General features: G+C 71.7%; 15 protein-coding genes. 8 read left to right on the forward strand and 7 right to left on the reverse strand.

Features of this window, described 5'->3' with window-relative positions; genetic code table 11:
- Positions 1-307 precede the first annotated feature (307 nt).
- From recA to rny, 3 genes are all read left to right on the forward strand, one after another.
- A complete protein-coding gene (recA, locus tag ACFV18_RS25230) occupies positions 308-1,405 on the forward strand; it encodes a recombinase RecA (protein WP_380486827.1) in 1,098 nt (365 codons plus the stop codon).
- Positions 1,406-1,412: 7 nt separating this feature from the next.
- The gene (locus ACFV18_RS25235) at positions 1,413-2,369 is read left to right on the forward strand and encodes a regulatory protein RecX (protein WP_380486829.1); all 957 of its coding nucleotides are present in this window, start codon (positions 1,413-1,415) and stop codon (positions 2,367-2,369) included.
- Positions 2,370-2,553: 184 nt separating this feature from the next.
- A complete protein-coding gene (gene rny / locus ACFV18_RS25240) occupies positions 2,554-3,957 on the forward strand; it encodes a ribonuclease Y (protein ID WP_380486831.1) in 1,404 nt (467 codons plus the stop codon).
- Between the two features lie 177 nt (positions 3,958-4,134).
- Here the strand turns inward: rny and ACFV18_RS25245 are convergent, their stop codons facing one another.
- The 5 genes from ACFV18_RS25245 to ACFV18_RS25265 all read right to left on the reverse strand — a co-directional run bounded on the left by ACFV18_RS25245 (position 4,135) and on the right by ACFV18_RS25265 (position 9,162).
- Positions 4,135-5,805: an FAD-dependent monooxygenase gene (locus tag ACFV18_RS25245; RefSeq protein WP_380486833.1), complete on the reverse strand. Its 1,671-nt coding sequence runs from the start codon at positions 5,803-5,805 to the stop codon at positions 4,135-4,137.
- A gap of 107 nt (positions 5,806-5,912) precedes the next feature.
- Positions 5,913-6,740, reverse strand: a complete 828-nt coding sequence (locus ACFV18_RS25250) for an amino acid ABC transporter permease (protein WP_380486836.1) — start codon at positions 6,738-6,740, stop codon at positions 5,913-5,915.
- The gene (locus ACFV18_RS25255; protein WP_380486838.1) at positions 6,737-7,387 is read right to left on the reverse strand and encodes an amino acid ABC transporter permease; all 651 of its coding nucleotides are present in this window, start codon (positions 7,385-7,387) and stop codon (positions 6,737-6,739) included. The genes ACFV18_RS25250 and ACFV18_RS25255 overlap by 4 nt, the downstream gene beginning before the upstream one ends.
- 42 nt (positions 7,388-7,429) lie before the next feature.
- Complete coding sequence (locus tag ACFV18_RS25260) at positions 7,430-8,344, reverse strand: glutamate ABC transporter substrate-binding protein (protein ID WP_380486840.1); 915 nt, start codon at positions 8,342-8,344, stop codon at positions 7,430-7,432.
- Between the two features lie 89 nt (positions 8,345-8,433).
- Entirely contained in the window at positions 8,434-9,162 is a 729-nt protein-coding gene (locus tag ACFV18_RS25265; protein WP_380486971.1) for an amino acid ABC transporter ATP-binding protein, read from the reverse strand.
- Between the two features lie 424 nt (positions 9,163-9,586).
- Here ACFV18_RS25265 and ACFV18_RS25270 point away from each other — a divergent pair, with 424 nt between their 5' ends.
- Positions 9,587-10,333 (forward strand): response regulator transcription factor, encoded by a 747-nt coding sequence (locus ACFV18_RS25270; RefSeq protein ID WP_380486842.1) that lies wholly within the window; start codon positions 9,587-9,589, stop codon positions 10,331-10,333.
- Between the two features lie 6 nt (positions 10,334-10,339).
- A complete protein-coding gene (locus ACFV18_RS25275; protein ID WP_380486844.1) occupies positions 10,340-11,770 on the forward strand; it encodes a sensor histidine kinase in 1,431 nt (476 codons plus the stop codon).
- 34 nt (positions 11,771-11,804) lie between these two features.
- Here the strand turns inward: ACFV18_RS25275 and ACFV18_RS25280 are convergent, their stop codons facing one another.
- Positions 11,805-12,839 carry a TAXI family TRAP transporter solute-binding subunit gene (locus ACFV18_RS25280; protein ID WP_380486846.1) on the reverse strand — a complete coding sequence of 345 codons (1,035 nt, stop codon included), beginning with the start codon at positions 12,837-12,839 and terminating at the stop codon, positions 11,805-11,807.
- 71 nt (positions 12,840-12,910) lie between these two features.
- On the opposite strand from ACFV18_RS25280, the gene miaB reads away from it, so the two are divergent.
- Positions 12,911-14,392: a tRNA (N6-isopentenyl adenosine(37)-C2)-methylthiotransferase MiaB gene (gene miaB / locus ACFV18_RS25285; protein ID WP_380486973.1), complete on the forward strand. Its 1,482-nt coding sequence runs from the start codon at positions 12,911-12,913 to the stop codon at positions 14,390-14,392.
- A gap of 266 nt (positions 14,393-14,658) precedes the next feature.
- Positions 14,659-15,351 carry a class III extradiol dioxygenase subunit B-like domain-containing protein gene (locus tag ACFV18_RS25290; RefSeq protein ID WP_380486848.1) on the forward strand — a complete coding sequence of 231 codons (693 nt, stop codon included), beginning with the start codon at positions 14,659-14,661 and terminating at the stop codon, positions 15,349-15,351.
- 29 nt (positions 15,352-15,380) lie between these two features.
- Here ACFV18_RS25290 and ACFV18_RS25295 read toward each other — a convergent pair whose 3' ends face one another.
- Positions 15,381-15,593, reverse strand: coding sequence for an antitoxin (locus ACFV18_RS25295; RefSeq protein ID WP_380486850.1), 213 nt, complete (start codon positions 15,591-15,593; stop codon positions 15,381-15,383).
- A gap of 160 nt (positions 15,594-15,753) precedes the next feature.
- Here ACFV18_RS25295 and miaA point away from each other — a divergent pair, with 160 nt between their 5' ends.
- Positions 15,754-16,680, forward strand: a complete 927-nt coding sequence (miaA, locus tag ACFV18_RS25300) for a tRNA (adenosine(37)-N6)-dimethylallyltransferase MiaA (RefSeq protein ID WP_380486852.1) — start codon at positions 15,754-15,756, stop codon at positions 16,678-16,680.
- Positions 16,681-16,876 lie beyond the last annotated feature (196 nt).

Here is a 16,876-nt window from a genome sequence, read left to right on the forward strand (position 1 = left end):
CGGTCCGAGAACCGCTCACCCGCCGACGACTTCACCTGTCCAGGCCTTGGCACAACCAGCCCAACGACCAAAGCCACACAAAGTCACCGGTATTGCGACTAGACGCCTGCCGTCGCGGCCCCGCCCCCGGAGCTCGGGGCGGGGCCTTGGCGGGTCGGCGGTTTAGGATTGGATTCGAACGTATGTTCTTTGTACGCTTCGGCGCAGAGTTTTCCACAGGCTGAGCCCGTCCGGGGTCGATTGTCGGTGGGACGCGCTAGCGTCGATGACGATGAAGCGCAACGGACAGAACCCAAGGGTGGAAGCCATGGCAGGAACGGACCGCGAGAAGGCCCTGGAGGCCGCACTCGCCCAGATCGAACGGCAGTTCGGCAAGGGCTCGGTGATGCGTCTCGGCGAGAAGGCGAACGAGCCGGTCGAGGTGATCTCCACCGGGTCCACCGCGCTCGACGTGGCGCTGGGCGTGGGCGGTATCCCGCGCGGCCGAGTGATCGAGATCTATGGTCCCGAGTCCTCCGGCAAGACCACCCTGACCCTGCACCTGGCCGCCAACGCCCAGAAGGCCGGCGGCACCGTCGCCTTCGTCGACGCCGAGCACGCGCTCGACCCCGAGTACGCCAAGAAGCTCGGCGTGGACACCGACGCCCTGCTGGTCAGCCAGCCGGACACCGGTGAGCAGGCGCTGGAGATCACCGACATGCTGATCCGCTCCGGCGCGATCGACCTGGTGATCATCGACTCGGTGGCCGCGCTGGTGCCGCGCGCCGAGATCGAGGGCGAGATGGGCGACTCGCACGTCGGCCTCCAGGCCCGTCTGATGAGCCAGGCGCTGCGCAAGATCGCCGGTGCGCTGAACCAGTCGAACACCACCGCGATCTTCATCAACCAGCTGCGCGAGAAGATCGGTGTGATGTTCGGCTCCCCCGAGACCACCACCGGTGGCCGGGCGCTGAAGTTCTACGCCTCGGTCCGCCTCGACATCCGGCGCATCGAGACCCTGAAGGACGGCACCGAGGCGGTCGGCAACCGCACCCGCGTCAAGGTGGTCAAGAACAAGGTCGCCGCGCCGTTCAAGCAGGCCGAGTTCGACATCCTCTACGGCGTGGGCATCAGCCGCGAGGGCGGCCTGATCGACATGGGTGTGGAGCACGGCTTCATCCGCAAGTCCGGCGCCTGGTACACCTACGAGGGCGACCAGCTCGGCCAGGGCAAGGAGAACGCCCGCAACTTCCTGCGTGACAACCCGCAGCTGGCCGACGAGATCGAGGCCAAGATCAAGGGCAAGCTCGGCATCGGCCCGAAGCCGGCCGAGGGCGAGGGTGACGCTCCCGCGGTGGAGATCCCGGCTGCGGCCGCCCCCGCCAAGGCTGCCGCCAAGAAGACGGCGGCCGCCGCCAAGGGCTGAACCGTTGATGCATCGGCACCACACTGACCGCCCGGCACCGGGTCCGTCCGAGGACGGGCCCGGTGCGGGCGTATGGGCGGAAGAACAGAACGAGGCCGCCGGCCCGCCGGACTGGTTCGCTGCGGTCGCGGAGGAGGACGACGATCCTTCGGGCCCGCCCGACTGGTTCGCGGCGGTGGCCGAGGAGCCGCCTGCGGCGGGCGAGCTGCCCCTGGCGGGGGAGCCGCCCGCGGTGGGGGAGCTGCCCGGGCTGATGAGGGCGTCCGAGCTGGCCGGGGGGCGGCGTCGGCGACGCAGCGCGCTGGGCGAACTGCCGGTCGTGGCACCGGCGGAGGAGCGACCGCGGCCCAAACGGCGGGCGAAGTCCGAGCGTTCGGAGCGTTCGAATCGGGCAGAGCGTTCGGATCGGGCGGGGCGCTCGGAGCGTTCGGAGGGCGCGCGCGCTGGGCGGCGTGAACCGGCTTACGCCGAGCAGGGGGATCCGGCGGAGCGGGCCCGGGACATCTGTCTGCGACTGCTCACCGGGGCCGCGAAGTCCCGCAAGCAGTTGGCCGATGCGCTGCGCCGCAAGGAGATTCCGGACGAGGTCGCCGAGCAGGTGCTGTCCCGGCTGGAGGAGGTCGGGCTGATCAATGACGCCGCCTTCGCCGAGGCCTGGGTGGAGTCCCGGCACGCGGTGCGCGGTCTGTCCCGGCGGGCGCTGGCCCACGAGTTGCGCACCAAGGGAGTCACCGGGGAGACCGCGGAACAGGCACTGCTGCAGGTCGATGCCGAGGACGAGTCGGAGGCCGCCCGGGCGCTGGTGGCACGGAAGTTGCGCTCCACCGCCGGCCTGGACCGGGAGGTGCGGATGCGCCGACTGGTCGGGGTGCTGGCCCGGCGAGGCTACTCGGAGGGCCTGGCCTACCGCGTGGTCCGGGAGGCGCTGGACGCGGAACCGGCGGAGGACGGCGACGACTGGTAGGGGAGCGGGCCCCAACTGGCGCTGTACGGCAGGCGGGTGAGCATGATGAACGCTGATCGGATCACCGGAGCCAATTCTCGATCGCATCTTGACCGTTTCGTAACCTCGGCCTAGCCTCGCACTCAGTGGCTGGACGATCGCGGAGGTCATCTCAGCGGCCGCGCGCAGGACGGGGAGTGGCCGGATGGGGATCGCTCAGGACACCGGAACGGGTTCCTCCCTGCTGCTGGTGGCGGGCGTACTGATCGGTGCGCTCGGCCTGGTGCTGGGCATCGGCTTCCGGATGCTCTGGCAGCGCCGCGCCGAACTCGACCGCCGCGAGGAGCGGTTGACCGCCGAACTCCACCGCCTGCACCTGCACGAGGACGAACTCGCCGCCCGCGCCACCGAATCCGAGCGGGTACGCGGCGAACTCGCCGAACGGGACACCGAGAGCCGGCTGCTGCTGGAACGCACCGCCGGGCTGACGTCAGCCCAGGCCCGCGACGAAGTGGTCCGCACCGCCGAGGCCGAGGCCCGCCGGGAAGCCGCGCTGACCGTCCGGGAGATCGAACGGCAGGCTGTCGTCGAGGGCGAGGGCCGGGCCCGCGAGATCATCGCCTCGTCCATCCAGCGGCTGGCCGCCGAACACACCGCCGACACCGTGGTCACCACGCTCCGGCTGCCCAGCGAGGACATGAAGGGCCGGGTGATCGGCCGGGAAGGCCGCAACATCCGGGCGTTCGAAGCCGTCACCGGCGTCAACCTGATCGTTGACGACACTCCCGGGCTGGTCCAGCTCTCCTGCTTCGACCCCGTCCGGCGGGAGAGCGCCCGGCTCACCCTGGAGTCGCTGCTCACCGACGGGCGAATCCACCCCGCGCGGATCGAGGAGATGCACGAGCGCAGCCGCAGCGAGGTCGAGCGGCTGTGCGTCCGGGCCGGGGAGGACGCGCTGCTCACCGTCGGCATCGGCACCGTCGGCGAGATGGCGCCCGAACTGGTGCGCACCCTGGGGACGTTGCGGTACCGCACCTCCTACGGGCAGAACGTGCTCGGGCACCTGGTGGAGTCCGCACACCTGGCCGGGATGATGGCCGCCGAGCTGGGCGTCGACCCGGAGCCGGTGCGACGTGCGGCGCTGCTGCACGACATCGGCAAGGCGCTCAGCCACGAGGTGGCGGGCAGCCACGCCCTGATCGGCGCGGAATTCGCCCGGCGGCACGGGGAGTCGGCGGAGGTCGTCCACGCGATAGCGGCCCACCACGGCGAGGTCGAGGCGAAAACCGTCGAGGCGGTGCTCACCCAGGCCGCGGACGCCTGCTCGGCCGGGCGGCCCGGCGCGCGGAAGGAGTCCGTGGAGGCGTACGTCCGGCGGCTGGAGCGGCTGGAGGAGATCGCCCGGGCGCACGACGGGGTCACCAAGGTGTACGCGATGCAGGCCGGACGGGAAGTCCGGGTGATGGTGCAGCCGGAGCTGGTCGACGACGTGCGCGCTCAGGAGATCGCGCGGGACGTGGCTCGGCAGGTGCGGGAGGAGCTGACCTACCCGGGGCAGATTCGGATCACGGTGGTGCGGGAGAGTCGTGCGACGGAGTTTGCGCGGTAGGCCTGTCCGGTAGGGCGCGTCCACGTGCAGGTCACTGTCCAGCGTCGCGATCTTGCGGTTGGGTGCGTTCCCCTTCGCGCAGTTCTCCCCCAGCCCTGGCGGGCCGGGAGGTACCCCCACGCGCCCCTGTTTTCGCACCCGCTCGCGTCCCTGGATTCGCATCCGCTCGCGCCAGTCTTACTGCGAGGCTTCCTTTTCCAGGCCCGGGGCAGCCGTGAGGGGGGCGGTGAGGGTGTGGAGGGTTTCGGGGTGGAGGCCGGGGGTGGTGCCGAGGAGGTGGCCGTCGGGGCGGATGAGGAGGACGGTGTGGGGGGTGGCGCCGGGGTAGGTGTCGGTGACGAGGACTTCGGTGGGGACGGGGAGGGCGTCGGCGAGCTCGGTGAGGCGGGGCAGCAGGCCGGTGCCGAGCCAGTGTTCGGCGGACCAGACGGTGGTGCCGGGGGCGACCAGGAGGAGCAGGAACGCGGTGCCGAGGCGGGCCCGGAGGGTGTCCGCGGTGCCGTCGGCGGTGACCACGGGCAGGTCGGGGACCTGGACGCCGGGGGCGGTGGGGGCGAGCTGTTCGGTGAGTGAGGTGCCGCGGCCGGTGCCGCGTTGTTCGGGGACCCGGACGGCGACGCCGGAGGGCGTCGCCGGGTAGGCGGGGGCGCCGCCGAAGCGGCCGGTGCCGAGTTGGCCGTCGGCGAGCAGCGGAGCGTTCTTGCGGAAGGAGCCGGAGATCAGCGCGCGCCGGGTCTGGGCCCAGCCGCGCAGGGGGCGCAGCAGCGGCATGGTCTGGTCGACGGCGCGCAGGCGGGCGCCGACCGCGCCGCGGCGTTCGCTCTCGTAGCCGTCGAGCAGGGCGCTGTCGGCGGGGGAGCTGCCGGGGGGCAGGTGCCAGGCGAGGGCGAGCCGCCAGGCGAGGTTGTCGGCGTCGCGCAGGCCGTCGGCGAGGTTCTGCATGCCGAGTGCGCCGTGCAGGTGGGCGGCGTCCCCGGCCAGGAAGCAGCGGCCGGTGCGGAAGCGGCCGGCCAGGCGCTGCTGGTAGGTGTGGTCGGCGGCGGCGAGCAGTTGGTGCGGGGGGAGTTCGCCGCACCAGCCGGTGAGCGCGGAGGTGACCCGGGTGAGCAGGGTGTCGCCGGTGACGATGCCGGGCCAGGTGGCGTGCGGGTCGACGGGTTCGGTGGGCTGGGGGCGGCCGGGGGGCAGGCGCCAGTCGAGTCGCCACAGGCCGTCGGGCAGCGGGCGGGCGGAGGCTTCGCGGTCGCCGCGCCACGGCGGTTCGCGGTGCAGCCGGGCCTCGCCGGGGAAGGGCAGATCGACGCGGACGGTGGCGACGGCGTGCCGGTCGACGGCGGGCCGGCCGGGGAAGCGGACCTTGAGGAGCTTGCGGACGGTGGAGCGGGCGCCGTCGCAGCCGATCAGGTGGCTGCCGTGCCAGCGGGTCTCGCCGTCGGCGGAGGTGGTGCGGACCGTCACGCCGTCGCGGTCCTGGGAGAGTTCGACCACCCGGTGCTGCGGGGTGAGGCGGATCAGCGGGGTGGCGGTGGCGGCGTCGCGCAGGCCGCGCTGGAGGCGGTGCTGGGCGAGGTGCAGGACCGGCTTGTCGTCCAGCGGCAGGCGCAGCACCTCGGCGCGGCGGCGCCAGACGGTGAAGGCGTCCCAGCGGGCGGCGTCGGCGCCGACCCGGGTGTAGCCGATGCGGGAGAGGAAGGCGGCGGTGTCGGAGCCGAGGACGAGGGTGCGGGGGCTTTCGGGGCAGACGCCGGTGCCCTCGTCGAGGACCACGCTGGGGACTTCGTTGCGGGCCAGGGCGAGGGCGAGGGCGAGACCGACCGGCCCGGCCCCGACGATGATCACTGCATCCATGTCGGGGCCTTCGGGCGGGCGGCGTCGGCCGCCGCTGCGTCATATGCCGGGTGGGAGGTCCCAGGTGGTGTCACGAAGAGCAATGCAACAGATCACCTGGGTGTCCGTCAAGCAGCGGTTGTGCTGCGGCGGCTCGCGCCGCGGCGGCCGCGGGACTCGATCCACCGGGCGAGGGCGGTGAGGGCGAGGCACAGCGCGATGTAGATCGGGGTGCCGACCAGGACCACCGGGATGTACGGGTAGCCGTCCGAGTTGGAGGCGATGAGCTTCATCTCCCACAGCAGCTCGGGGTAGGTGATGATGTAGCCGAGCGAGGTGTCCTTGAGGGTGACCACCAGCTGACCGATGATCGCCGGGAGCATCGAGCGGACGGCCTGCGGCACCAGCACGATGCCCATCACCTGGGTCTTGCGCAGGCCCAGGGCGTAGGCGGCCTCGGCCTGGCCGCGCGGGACGGCGTTGATGCCGGAGCGGATGATCTCCGCCTGCACGGCCCCGTTGTAGAGGGTCAGGCCGATCACCAGCGCCCACATCGGCTGGGCGCCGAACGCCGCGCGGTACAGCGCGAAGATCATGATGACCAGCGGCATGGCCCGGAAGAACTGGACCACCACATTGCTGGCGACGCGCACCGGGAAGTGGTCGGAGAGCCGGCCGGTGGCGAGCAGCGCGCCGAGGACCAGCGAGCCGACCGCGGCCAGGCCGAAGGCCTCCAGGGTGGACAGCGCACCGTCGAGGATGCGCTGCTGGACGGCCGTGTACTCGAACGGCGACCAGAGTGCGGCGTCGAACTGCCCGGCGTCGGAGAGGCGGGCGACGATGTACCAGATCAGGGTGGCGATGCCGACCAGGCCGAGCAGACCGAGGATCAGGTTGCGGGCCCGGGCCCGGGGGCCGGGGACGTCGTACAGGACGGAGGCGGTACGGGTGCTCATCGGGCCACCGCCAGACGACGCTCGAGGGTGGAGAACACGGCGTTGATGCTGAAGCTGATCGCCAGGTAGGCGAGCGCGATCCAGAAGAAGATGGCGAAGATGTCGTAGGCCTCCTCGGACAGGGCCTTCTGGAAGCTGAACAGCTCAGGCACGTTGAAGGCGCCCGCGATGGCCGAGTTGCGGGGCAGGGCGATGAACACCGAGCCCATCGGGGCCAGCACCGAACGGGCCGCCTGCGGCAGCACCACCAGGCGCAGGGTCTGGCCGAAGCCCATGCCGAGCGAGCGGGCCGCCTCGGCCTGGCCGATCGGCACGGTGTTGATGCCGGCGCGCAGCACCTCGCAGACGAAGCTGCCGGTGTAGGCGCTGAGCGCGATCACCGCGAGCGTGAAGCTCTCGAAGTGCACGTTCAGCTGCGGCAGTACGAACGTCACCGCGAAGAACAGCAGGGTCAGCGGGGTGTTGCGGAAGATCGTCACCCAGGCGGTGCCGAATATTCGGAGCACCGGGACGGGCGAGACCCGGAAGGCCGCCAGCACGACGCCCAGCAGCAGGGCGAAGAGGGCGCTGAGCGCGCTCAGTTCGATCGTCCGCAGGAAACCCTCGGCGAATGCCGAGAAGTTTCCGTTCTCGAAGATCAATCCCATGCCGGCGGCCCTCCTTTCTCAGTAGTGGGGTCTGACCGGGCGTCAGCCGGCGATCGGGTCCAGGGCCGGGATGCTCGGCGCGGCGGAGCCGGACAGACCGAGAGTGGCGTCGTACGCCTTCTTCCAGTCGCCGTTGTCCTCGTGCGCCTTCAGGGCGTCGTTGATCGCCTTCTGCAGCACCGCGTCGCCCTGCTTCAGGCCGACGCCGTAGCGCTCCTCGGAGAAGGGGGTGCCGACGACCTTGAGCTTGCCCTGGTTCTTCGCCGCGTAGCCCTTGAGGATGGAGTCGTCGGTGGTGACCGCGTCGACCTCCTTGGTCAGCAGCTTCTCCACGCACAGCGAGTAGGTGTCGAACTGGGTGACCTTGGCGCCGTACTTCTGGATGTTGCCGATCGAGGTCGAGCCGGTGGCGGTGCAGACCGACTTGTCCTTGACGGTCTCGGCACCGGTGATGTCGGTGTTGTCCTTGTTCACCAGCAGCGACTGGCCGGCGATGTAGTACGGGCCGCCGAACGCGACACCCTTGTCCTTGCGGGTCTGGGTGATCGAGTAGGTGCCGACGTAGTAGTCGACCTGGCTGCCGGAGATGGAGGTCTCACGGTTGGCGGAGGCGATGGAGGAGAACTCGATCTGATCGGCCGAGAAGCCGAGGTCGGCGGCGATCATCTTGGCGATCTCGATGTCGAAGCCGCTGCGCTTGCCGGTCTGCACGTCCTCGAAGCCGAGGAACGGCTGGTCGGCCTTGGCGCCGATCTTCAGCTTGCCGCGCTTCTTGGCCTCGGTCCACGCCGGAGAGCCGTCCAGCTTGACGTCGGTCTTGACGGTGTAGGTCGGCAGCTGCGGGGCGGCCGAGCCGTTCGGGGCGGTCTCGGCGGGGGAGCCGTCCTTGCCGCAGGCGGCGACGGCCGTCAGGGCGAGCACGGACAGGGCAGCGGCAACGGTGCGACGGGCCTTCATGCGGTCGTTCTTCTCCTCGGGTGGGGGGCCACGGCAGGCTCCGGGCCACTGCGAACTGACGATTGCTGACGCTTGATCGACTGCGGGAATCAGTGCTGCAGGATCTTGGACAGGAAATCCTTGGCGCGGTCGGAGCGCGGCGCGGTGAAGAAGGCGTCGGGAGTGTTCTCCTCGACGATCCGGCCGTCCGCCATGAACAGCACGCGGTTGGCCGCGGAGCGGGCGAAGCCCATCTCGTGGGTGACCACGACCATGGTCATGCCCCGCGCGGCGAGCGAACGCATCACCTCCAGCACCTCGTTGACCATCTCCGGGTCGAGGGCGGAGGTCGGCTCGTCGAAGAGCATCACCTTCGGGTTCATCGCCAGCGCGCGGGCGATCGCCACGCGCTGCTGCTGGCCGCCGGACAGCTGCGACGGGTACTTGTCGGCCTGGGCGCCGACACCCACCCGGTCCAGCAGCTCGCGGGCCGTCTTCTCGGCCTCGGCCTTGGCGACCTTGCCCACCTTCACCTGGGCGAGCACCACGTTCTCCAGCACGGTCTTGTGCGAGAACAGGTTGAACGACTGGAACACCATGCCCACCTGGGCACGCAGCTGGGCCAGTTCGCGGCCCTCGGCCGGCAGCGGCCGGCCGTCCACCTCGATCGTCCCGGAGTCGATGGTCTCCAGCCGGTTGATGGTGCGGCACAGCGTCGACTTGCCGGAGCCGGACGGGCCGATCAGCACCACGACCTCACCCTGGGCGATCTCCAGGTCGATGTCCTGCAGCACGTGCAGGGCGCCGTAGTGCTTGTTCACCCCGCGCATGGCCACCAGCGGCGCGGCTTCGCGCAGCTCGGCACTGTTCTCGGTCATCGCCGTCCGCTCCCTCGTCCTCCGAACCCGGGGCCAACTCGCTTGGTCCGCAGAGCCGGTGATGGTCCGTGTGATGTTCGGGGGCCCGGAGCCGGCGGAGCCCTCGGCCCCCCGAACGGGGCGACTTTAGGCAGGTACACGACGTCCAGTCAGCCGATCTGAGCTGAACTTGAGGATCACGGTTCGGCTACGCCGGGTAGTCACCGAACGCCGAATACCGGAGCGGTAACGGACCGGCCGATGCGGTTGACCTGGTGACGTCGGATGGGAGTGGATGCCAGGATGGCCCGGTCCCACGTCGGACCGCGCCATGCCGCCCACCCGCCGACGGCTACCGGGCCGGCGGCCCGCACGCACACCGACGAACACCGCAGGAAGGAGCCCGATGCGCCTGCTCCTGGTCGAGGACGACGACCGCGTCGCCGCCGCCCTGGTCGCGGTGCTGGGCCGGCACGGCTTCCAGGTCCGGCACGCCCGCAGCGGCCACGAAGCGCTGGACGCGCTCGTCCCGGACGGCAGCGAGCCCTACCGGGTGGTGCTGCTCGACCTCGGACTGCCCGACCGCGACGGCTTCGAGGTGTGCAGCCGGATCCGGGCCGGCAGCGCCGTCCCGGTCATCATGGTGACCGCCCGCGCCGACATCCGCTCCCGCATCCACGGGCTCAACCTCGGCGCCGACGACTACGTGGTCAAGCCGTACGACATGGGCGAACTCCTCGCCCGCATCCACGCGGTGGCCCGTCGCGGCACCCCCAGGACCGCCGAGGACAGCGGCCCCGAGTTCGACGGCCCGCTGGCCTCCCGCGGCGTCGAGATCGACCGCGAACGCCGCCGGGTCAGCGTCAACGGACGCGATGTGCCGCTCACCCGCAAGGAGTTCGACCTGCTGGCGCTGCTCGCCCAGAGCCCCGGCGTGGTCTACCGCCGCGAGCAGATCTTCAGCGAGGTCTGGCGCTCCGGCTGGGAGGGCAACGGCCGCACCCTGGAAGTCCACATCGGCTCGCTGCGCACCAAACTCGGCCTGCCCGGCCTGGTCGAGGCCGTCCGCGGCGTCGGCTACCGGCTCATCCCCGACGACCCGGGCAGCCCCGACGGCCCGGCCGGGTCGGCCGGCGACGCCGCGGAGCGCTGACCCGCCGTGCGCAACCGCCTGCTCGGCATCCTGATCGCCCTGATGGCCTGCGTCCTCGCCGCCCTCGGAGCGCCGCTGGCCTACCTGATCGCCTCATCCGAGCAGTCCAAGGTCGTCGTCGACCGGATCGACGACGCCGCCCGGTTCGCCCAGGACCTGCCCACCCAGGGCGGCGCCAGCACCAGCGCCGTCAAGGGCGACCCCCAGCCCGTCCCCGGCGACAGTGGCCGGCTGCACGCCCTGACCAGCGAAGCCGCCCGCTACCGCGAGCTGTACGGGGCCCGGATCGGCGTCTTCCAGCGCGACGGCAGCGCCGTCGCCATCGCCCCCGACAGCTGGCAAGCCCCCGAGGACGGACCCGGCGCCCAGGCCTACCGGGAGGCGCTGGCCGGCCGCCGCAGCCACAACCCGCCCCAGGTGTGGCCGTGGACCGGCGACCGCACCCTCACCGTCGCGCTGCCCGTGGTCCGCGACGGCGACGTGGTCGCCGTGGTGCTCACCGAATCGCCCACCGGGCCCCTGCGCGCCCGGATCCTGCACCGCTGGCTGGTGCTGGCCGGCGGCGAGGCGCTCGCCATGATCGTCGCCATCCTGCTCGCCATGCGCCTCACCGGCTGGGTGCTGCGCCCCGTCCGCACCCTCGACCGGGCCACCCACGACATCGCCACCGGCCGGCTCGGCGCCAGGGTCGCCCCCAGCGGCGGACCGCCCGAACTGCGCCGCCTGGCCCGCTCGTTCAACGACATGGCCGACCACGTGGTGCTCGCCATCGACCAGCAGCGGGCCTTCGTCGCCGACGCCTCCCACCAACTGCGCAACCCGCTGGCCGCGCTGCTGCTGCGGGTCGAACTGATCGGACTCGCCCTCCCCGAGGGCAGCGAGGAGGAGCTCGCCGCCGTCCGCGAGGAGGGCGCCCGGCTCGCCCGCGTCCTGGACGACCTGCTCGGACTCGCCACCGCCGAAGGCTCCCGGCCCGAACCCGAACCCGTCGACCTGGCCGAACTGGTCCGCACCCGGACCGACGCCTGGCAGCCCCTCGCCGACCGGCGCCAGGTCCGGCTCCAGTGGCAGGGACCGCCGATGGCGCACGCCTGGGCCGACCCGATCGGCTTCGGCAGCGCGCTGGACGCCGTCCTCGACAACGCGCTCAAGTTCTCCGCCGTCGGCAGCGCCGTCCGGGTCGGCCTGACCATCACCAAGGACGAGGTCACCGCCACCGTCACCGACGCCGGACCCGGCCTCACCGAGGAGGAACTCGCCCGGATCGGCGACCGGTTCTGGCGCTCCTCCCGGCACCAGAACGTCGACGGCTCCGGCCTCGGCCTCTCCATCGCCCGCACCCTGCTGCTGGCCGGCGGCGGCAGCCTCGGCTTCGCACCCGCCGAACCGAACGGGCTGAGCGTGCTGCTCACCGTGCCGCGCCGGAAGCGGCGCTGAGGTCGGGGCGGCGGTAAAAGCTGTAAACAGCGCCTCAGGGCTTCACGGACTGGTAATAGCGTTTCGCGCCCTCGTGCAGCGGCAGCGGGTCGGTGTACACCGCGGTGCGCAGGTCCACCAGCTGCGCCGCGTGCACCTCGCCGCCGATCCGGTCCCGGCTGTCGATCACCACCCGGGTCAGCGCCTCCACCAGCGCCGGGTCCACGTCCGCCCGGGTCACCAGCAGGTTCGGCACCGCCACCGTCGGCACCGGCGTGCGCAGCGGCTCCAGTAGCGGATAGGCGTCCGCCGGGATGGTCGCCGCCCGGTACGCGTCCATCCCGCCGCCCTCCAACTGGTGCAGCGGGTCCGACAGTTCGCCCATCGGCACGATCCGGATCCGGGTGTGCTCCGAGAGGTCGGTCAGCGCCGCCGTCGGCAGACCGCCCGACCAGAAGAACGCGTCCAGCTGCTTCGCCTGCAAGCGGTCCGCCGCCTCGCCCACCCCCAGCTTCCTCGGCTGCACGTCCGTGTCCGGGTCCAGGCCCGCCGCCTCCAGCAGCCGCCTGGTCACCAGATTCACACCCGACTTGTCCTGGCCCACCCCCACCCGCAGCCCGCGCAGGTCCGACACCTTGCGCACCGGCGAATCCGCCGGCACCACCAGCTGCATGTAGTCGTCGTACAGCCGGGCGATCGCCCGCAGCTCCGGCTTCGGCTGGTCCCTCTTCAGGAAGCTCGCCACCGCGTCCGCCGTGGCGATCGCGAAGTCGTCCTGGCCCGACACCAGCCGCTCCAGGTTCTCCAACGAGCCCTGGGAGTTGTCCAGCCGGACCTTCACCCCCGGCATCGCCGACCGCATCGAGTCCTTCAGCAGCACCCCGTACCGGTCGTACACCCCGCGCGGAACCCCGGTCGCGAACGCCGCCTCCCCGCGCAGCCCCGACCCGGCCCGCGCCGAGGCCACCCACCACCCACCCGCACCGGCCACCACCAGCAACAGCACCGCCAGCACGCGCACCAGCGGACTGCGCACCGCGGAACGCAGCACGGCACCGGTGGTTCTGGGCGGATCGGTCGAAGCAGCCATGCAGGGATACTGCCAGCCGCGACCGCCCGGCGGGAGGCCCCTGTCGCTGCCCGTACCCTTGCTCTGTGGGTATGGAGGAGAGCTTGCGAACTTACAAGGTCGTCACGTACGGCTGCCAGATGAACGTCCACGACTCCGAGCGCCTGTCCGGGCTGCTGGAGGAGGCCGGCTACACCAAGGCCGCCGGCGACGGCGAACCCGACCTGGTGGTCTTCAACACCTGCGCGGTCCGCGAGAACGCCGACAACAAGCTGTACGGCAACCTCGGCCGGCTCGCCCCCGCCAAGCAGGCCAACCGCGGCATGCAGATCGCCGTCGGCGGGTGCCTCGCCCAGAAGGACCGCGAGACCATCGTCCGCAAGGCCCCCTGGGTCGACGTGGTCTTCGGCACCCACAACATCGGCCACCTGCCCGCCCTGCTGGAACGCGCCGCGATCGAGCGGAAGGCGCAGGTCGAGATCCTGGACTCGCTGGAGACCTTCCCCTCCACCCTGCCCACCCGGCGCGAGTCCGCCTACGCGGCCTGGGTCGCCATCTCGGTCGGCTGCAACAACACCTGCACCTTCTGCATCGTCCCCGCCCTGCGCGGCAAGGAGGAGGACCGCCGGCCCGGCGACATCCTCGCCGAGGTCGAGGCACTGGTCGCCGAGGGCGTCGTCGAGGTCACCCTGCTCGGCCAGAACGTCAACGCCTACGGCTCCGACCTCGGCGACCGGCAGGCGTTCTCCAAGCTGCTGCGGGCGTGCGGGGAGATCGAGGGGCTGGAGCGGGTCCGCTTCACCTCGCCGCACCCGAAGGACTTCACCGACGACGTGATCGCGGCGATGGCCGAGACGCCGAACGTGATGCACCAGCTGCACATGCCGCTCCAGTCCGGCTCCGACACCGTGCTGCGCGCGATGCGACGCTCCTACCGGCAGGAACGCTTCCTCGGGATCATCGAGAAGGTCCGCGCCGCGATGCCGGACGCCGCCATCTCCACCGACATCATCGTGGGCTTCCCCGGCGAGACCGACGAGGACTTCGAGCAGACCCTGCACGTCGTCCGCGAGGCCCGGTTCACCAACGCGTTCACCTTCCAGTACTCCAAGCGGCCCGGGACGCCCGCCGCGGAGATGGAGAACCAGATCCCCAAGGCCGTGGTGCAGGAGCGCTACGACCGGCTGATCGCCCTCCAGGAGGAGATCTCCTGGGAGGAGAACAAGAAGCAGATCGGCCGGAAGCTGGAGATCCTGGTCGCCGAGGGCGAAGGCAAGAAGGACGACCGCACGGACCGCCTCTCCGGGCGCGCGCCCGACAACCGGCTGGTTCACTTCACGCGTCCCGAGGGGGGCGTGCGCCCCGGCGACATGGTGACCGTCGAGATCACCTACGCCGCCCCGCACCACCTCCTGGCGGAGGGCCCCGCCCTCGGCGTCCGCCGCACCCGCGCGGGCGACGCGTGGGAGCGGCGGCAGGCCGCGCCCGCGACGAAGCCGGCCGGCGTGATGCTGGGCCTCCCGTCGATCGGCGTCCCGGCACCGCTGCCTGCGGCGCCGGGCGGCTGCGGCTGACGGGTGCGAGAACAGGGGCGCGTGGGGGTACCTCCCGGCCCGCCAGGGCTGGGGGAGAACTGCGCGACAAGCGCCAACCTGTCCGTAAGGTCGCGATCAATGGCAAGTCATTGCCCACGTCGCGAGCTTGCGGGTGGGTGCCTTCCGCTTCGCGCAGTTCTCCCCCAGCCCTGGCGGGCCGGGAGGTACCCCCACGCGCCCATGGTTTCGCACCCACGCAGTTCCCCGCGCCCCTGTGGTTGCCCTCACTGGTTAAAGTGATCGACATGCTTGTTGCCGCCGCCGTGTGCCCCTGTCCGCCGTTGCTCGTGCCCGAGGTCGCGGTGGGGGCCGCGGGGGAGGCGGAGGCGTTGCGGGGGGCGTGTCTGGACGCGGTGCGGGGGCTCGCGGACGTGGAGCTTGTCGTCGTGGTGGGGACGGGCGAGAAGGCCGGGGTGTGGACCGAGGGCGGGGCGGGGTCGTTCCGTCGGTACGGCGTGCCGAAGGCGGTGCGGCTGCCGCTGGGCGGGGTGGACGGCCCGGAGCTCTCGCCGGCGTTGACGGTGGGGGCGTGGCTGCTGGAGGAGGCGGGCGTCCAGGTGCCGACGCATGCCGTCGCGGTGCGGACGGACACGGCTGCCGAGCGGCTGCTGGGGCTGGGCCGGGGGCTGGCCGAACTCGCCGATCGGGTGGGCCTGTTGGTGCTGGGCGATGGCAGTGCCCGGCGTTCGGTGAAGGCCCCGGGGTACCTGGACGAGCGGGCCGAGGGCTACGACGCGGCGGTGGCGGCGGCGCTGGGTGCCGCGGACGTCGAGGCGCTGGCCGGGCTGGACGCGGAGCTCTCGGCGGAGCTGCTCGCGGAGGGCCGGGCCCCGTGGCAGGTGCTGGCGGGTGCGGCGGAGGGCGCGTCGCTCGGCGGTGAGCTGCGGTACGAGGACGCCCCCTACGGTGTCGGCTACCTGGTGGCCTCCTGGCGCTGAGCGCCAGCAGACCACCACGGCCCGGGGTTTCAGTCGTCCTTCGGCTTCGTCGCGAAGTCGTCGCGGGCGTGCTTGGCGGCCGAGGCGCCCTTCTCGATCTTCTCGCTGTACTTGTGCTTGGTGGCCTTGTCGATGGTCTCGCCGGCCTTGTCCACCATGCTGTCGATCTTGTCGCCGTGCTTTCCGGCCAGTTCGCTGGCCTTGTCCTTGAGTTCCTCGGCCTTGCCCTTGAGATTGTCCATAAGGCCCATGGAGTGCGTTCCTCGCATTTCGTGTCAGACCGGTACCAGACATAGCTGATCTTCCCCGGTCAACGAGGCCGCGACACGAGAGGTGCCCGGGTTTTGGGAGACTGGTGGGGTGAGCGGTTCCTCCTCTTCTTCTCCTGTACATCCGCGCCGGGTGGTGTCGGTGGTCGGTTCGACGGCGGCCGGCAAGTCCGATCTGGCGGTGGCGATCGCCCGTGAGCTCGGCGGGGAGGTGGTGAACACCGACTCGATGCAGCTGTACAAGGGCATGGACATCGGCACCGCCAAGCTGACCGAGGACGAGCGCGGCGGCATCCCGCACCATCTGATGGACATCTGGGAGGTGACCGAGACCGCCTCGGTGGCCGAGTACCAGCGCCTCGCCCGGGCCGAGATGGACCGGCTGCTGGAGGCCGGCCGGGTGCCGGTGCTGGTGGGCGGCTCGGGGCTGTACGTGCGGGCGGCGATCGACGAGATGGAGTTCCCCGGTACGGACCCCGAGGTGCGGGCCCGGCTGGAGGAGGAGCTGGAGCGGGTCGGCCCGGGGGCGCTGCACCGGCGGCTGGCCGAGCTGGACCCGGCGGCGGCGGAGGCGATCCTGACCAGCAACGGGCGGCGGATCGTCCGGGCGCTGGAGGTCATCGAGATCACCGGGCAGCCGTTCACCGCGAACCTGCCGACGCAGCGCGCGGTGTACGAGGCGGTGCAGATCGGCGTGCAGGTGCCGCGGCCGGAGCTGGACCGGCGGATCGAGCTGCGGGTGGACCGGATGTGGGAGGCCGGCCTGCTGGACGAGGTGCGGGAGCTGGAGCGGGTCGGGCTGCGCGAGGGGCTGACCGCCAGCCGGGCGCTGGGCTACCAGCAGGTGCTGGCGTTCTTCGCCGGCGAGTGCACCGAGGAGGAGGCCCGGGCGGAGACCGTGCGGGCCACCCGGCGGTTCGCCCGGCGCCAGGAGTCGTGGTTCCGGCGGGACGACCGGATCCACTGGCTGGACCGCCCGGAGGGCGCCGATCCGGTCGAACTCCTGGGCCGTGCAATGGAACTGATCGACCGCCCGGAACGTCCCGGCGACACCGGCTGACCGGCGGATTTCGGCTGCCCAGGGGCGTGATCAGGCCAGTCGCCCGGGCAGCTGCACCGGCAGACGCAGGTGCAGGAGGTACCGGCGGTCACGACCGGATCACGTCCTGGCATCGGATCACCCGATCACCCCGTGGGACGCCCTGTCCGGGTCTTGCCGCGTGCCATCATCGGTAGCACCGAGGCCCGGCACGCGG

It is taken from the genome of Kitasatospora sp. NPDC059673, from assembly GCF_042734215.1.
Classification (GTDB): Bacteria; Actinomycetota; Actinomycetes; order Streptomycetales; family Streptomycetaceae; genus Kitasatospora.

Excerpts from the sequence above, each read along its gene's own strand:
- ACFV18_RS25260 (WP_380486840.1), bottom strand. The coding sequence starts at position 8,344 with ATGAAGGCCCGTCGCACCGTTGCCGCTGCCCTGTCCGTGCTCGCCCTG.
- ACFV18_RS25255 (WP_380486838.1), bottom strand. The coding sequence starts at position 7,387 with ATGGGATTGATCTTCGAGAACGGAAACTTCTCGGCATTCGCCGAGGGT.
- recA (WP_380486827.1), top strand. The coding sequence starts at position 308 with ATGGCAGGAACGGACCGCGAGAAGGCCCTGGAGGCCGCACTCGCCCAG.
- ACFV18_RS25270 (WP_380486842.1), top strand. The coding sequence starts at position 9,587 with ATGCGCCTGCTCCTGGTCGAGGACGACGACCGCGTCGCCGCCGCCCTG.
- ACFV18_RS25295 (WP_380486850.1), bottom strand. The coding sequence starts at position 15,593 with ATGGACAATCTCAAGGGCAAGGCCGAGGAACTCAAGGACAAGGCCAGC.
- rny (WP_380486831.1), top strand. The coding sequence starts at position 2,554 with ATGGGGATCGCTCAGGACACCGGAACGGGTTCCTCCCTGCTGCTGGTG.
- ACFV18_RS25235 (WP_380486829.1), top strand. The coding sequence starts at position 1,413 with ATGCATCGGCACCACACTGACCGCCCGGCACCGGGTCCGTCCGAGGAC.
- ACFV18_RS25280 (WP_380486846.1), bottom strand. The coding sequence starts at position 12,839 with ATGGCTGCTTCGACCGATCCGCCCAGAACCACCGGTGCCGTGCTGCGT.
- miaB (WP_380486973.1), top strand. The coding sequence starts at position 12,911 with ATGGAGGAGAGCTTGCGAACTTACAAGGTCGTCACGTACGGCTGCCAG.
- ACFV18_RS25245 (WP_380486833.1), bottom strand. The coding sequence starts at position 5,805 with ATGGATGCAGTGATCATCGTCGGGGCCGGGCCGGTCGGTCTCGCCCTC.
- ACFV18_RS25290 (WP_380486848.1), top strand. The coding sequence starts at position 14,659 with ATGCTTGTTGCCGCCGCCGTGTGCCCCTGTCCGCCGTTGCTCGTGCCC.
- ACFV18_RS25250 (WP_380486836.1), bottom strand. The coding sequence starts at position 6,740 with ATGAGCACCCGTACCGCCTCCGTCCTGTACGACGTCCCCGGCCCCCGG.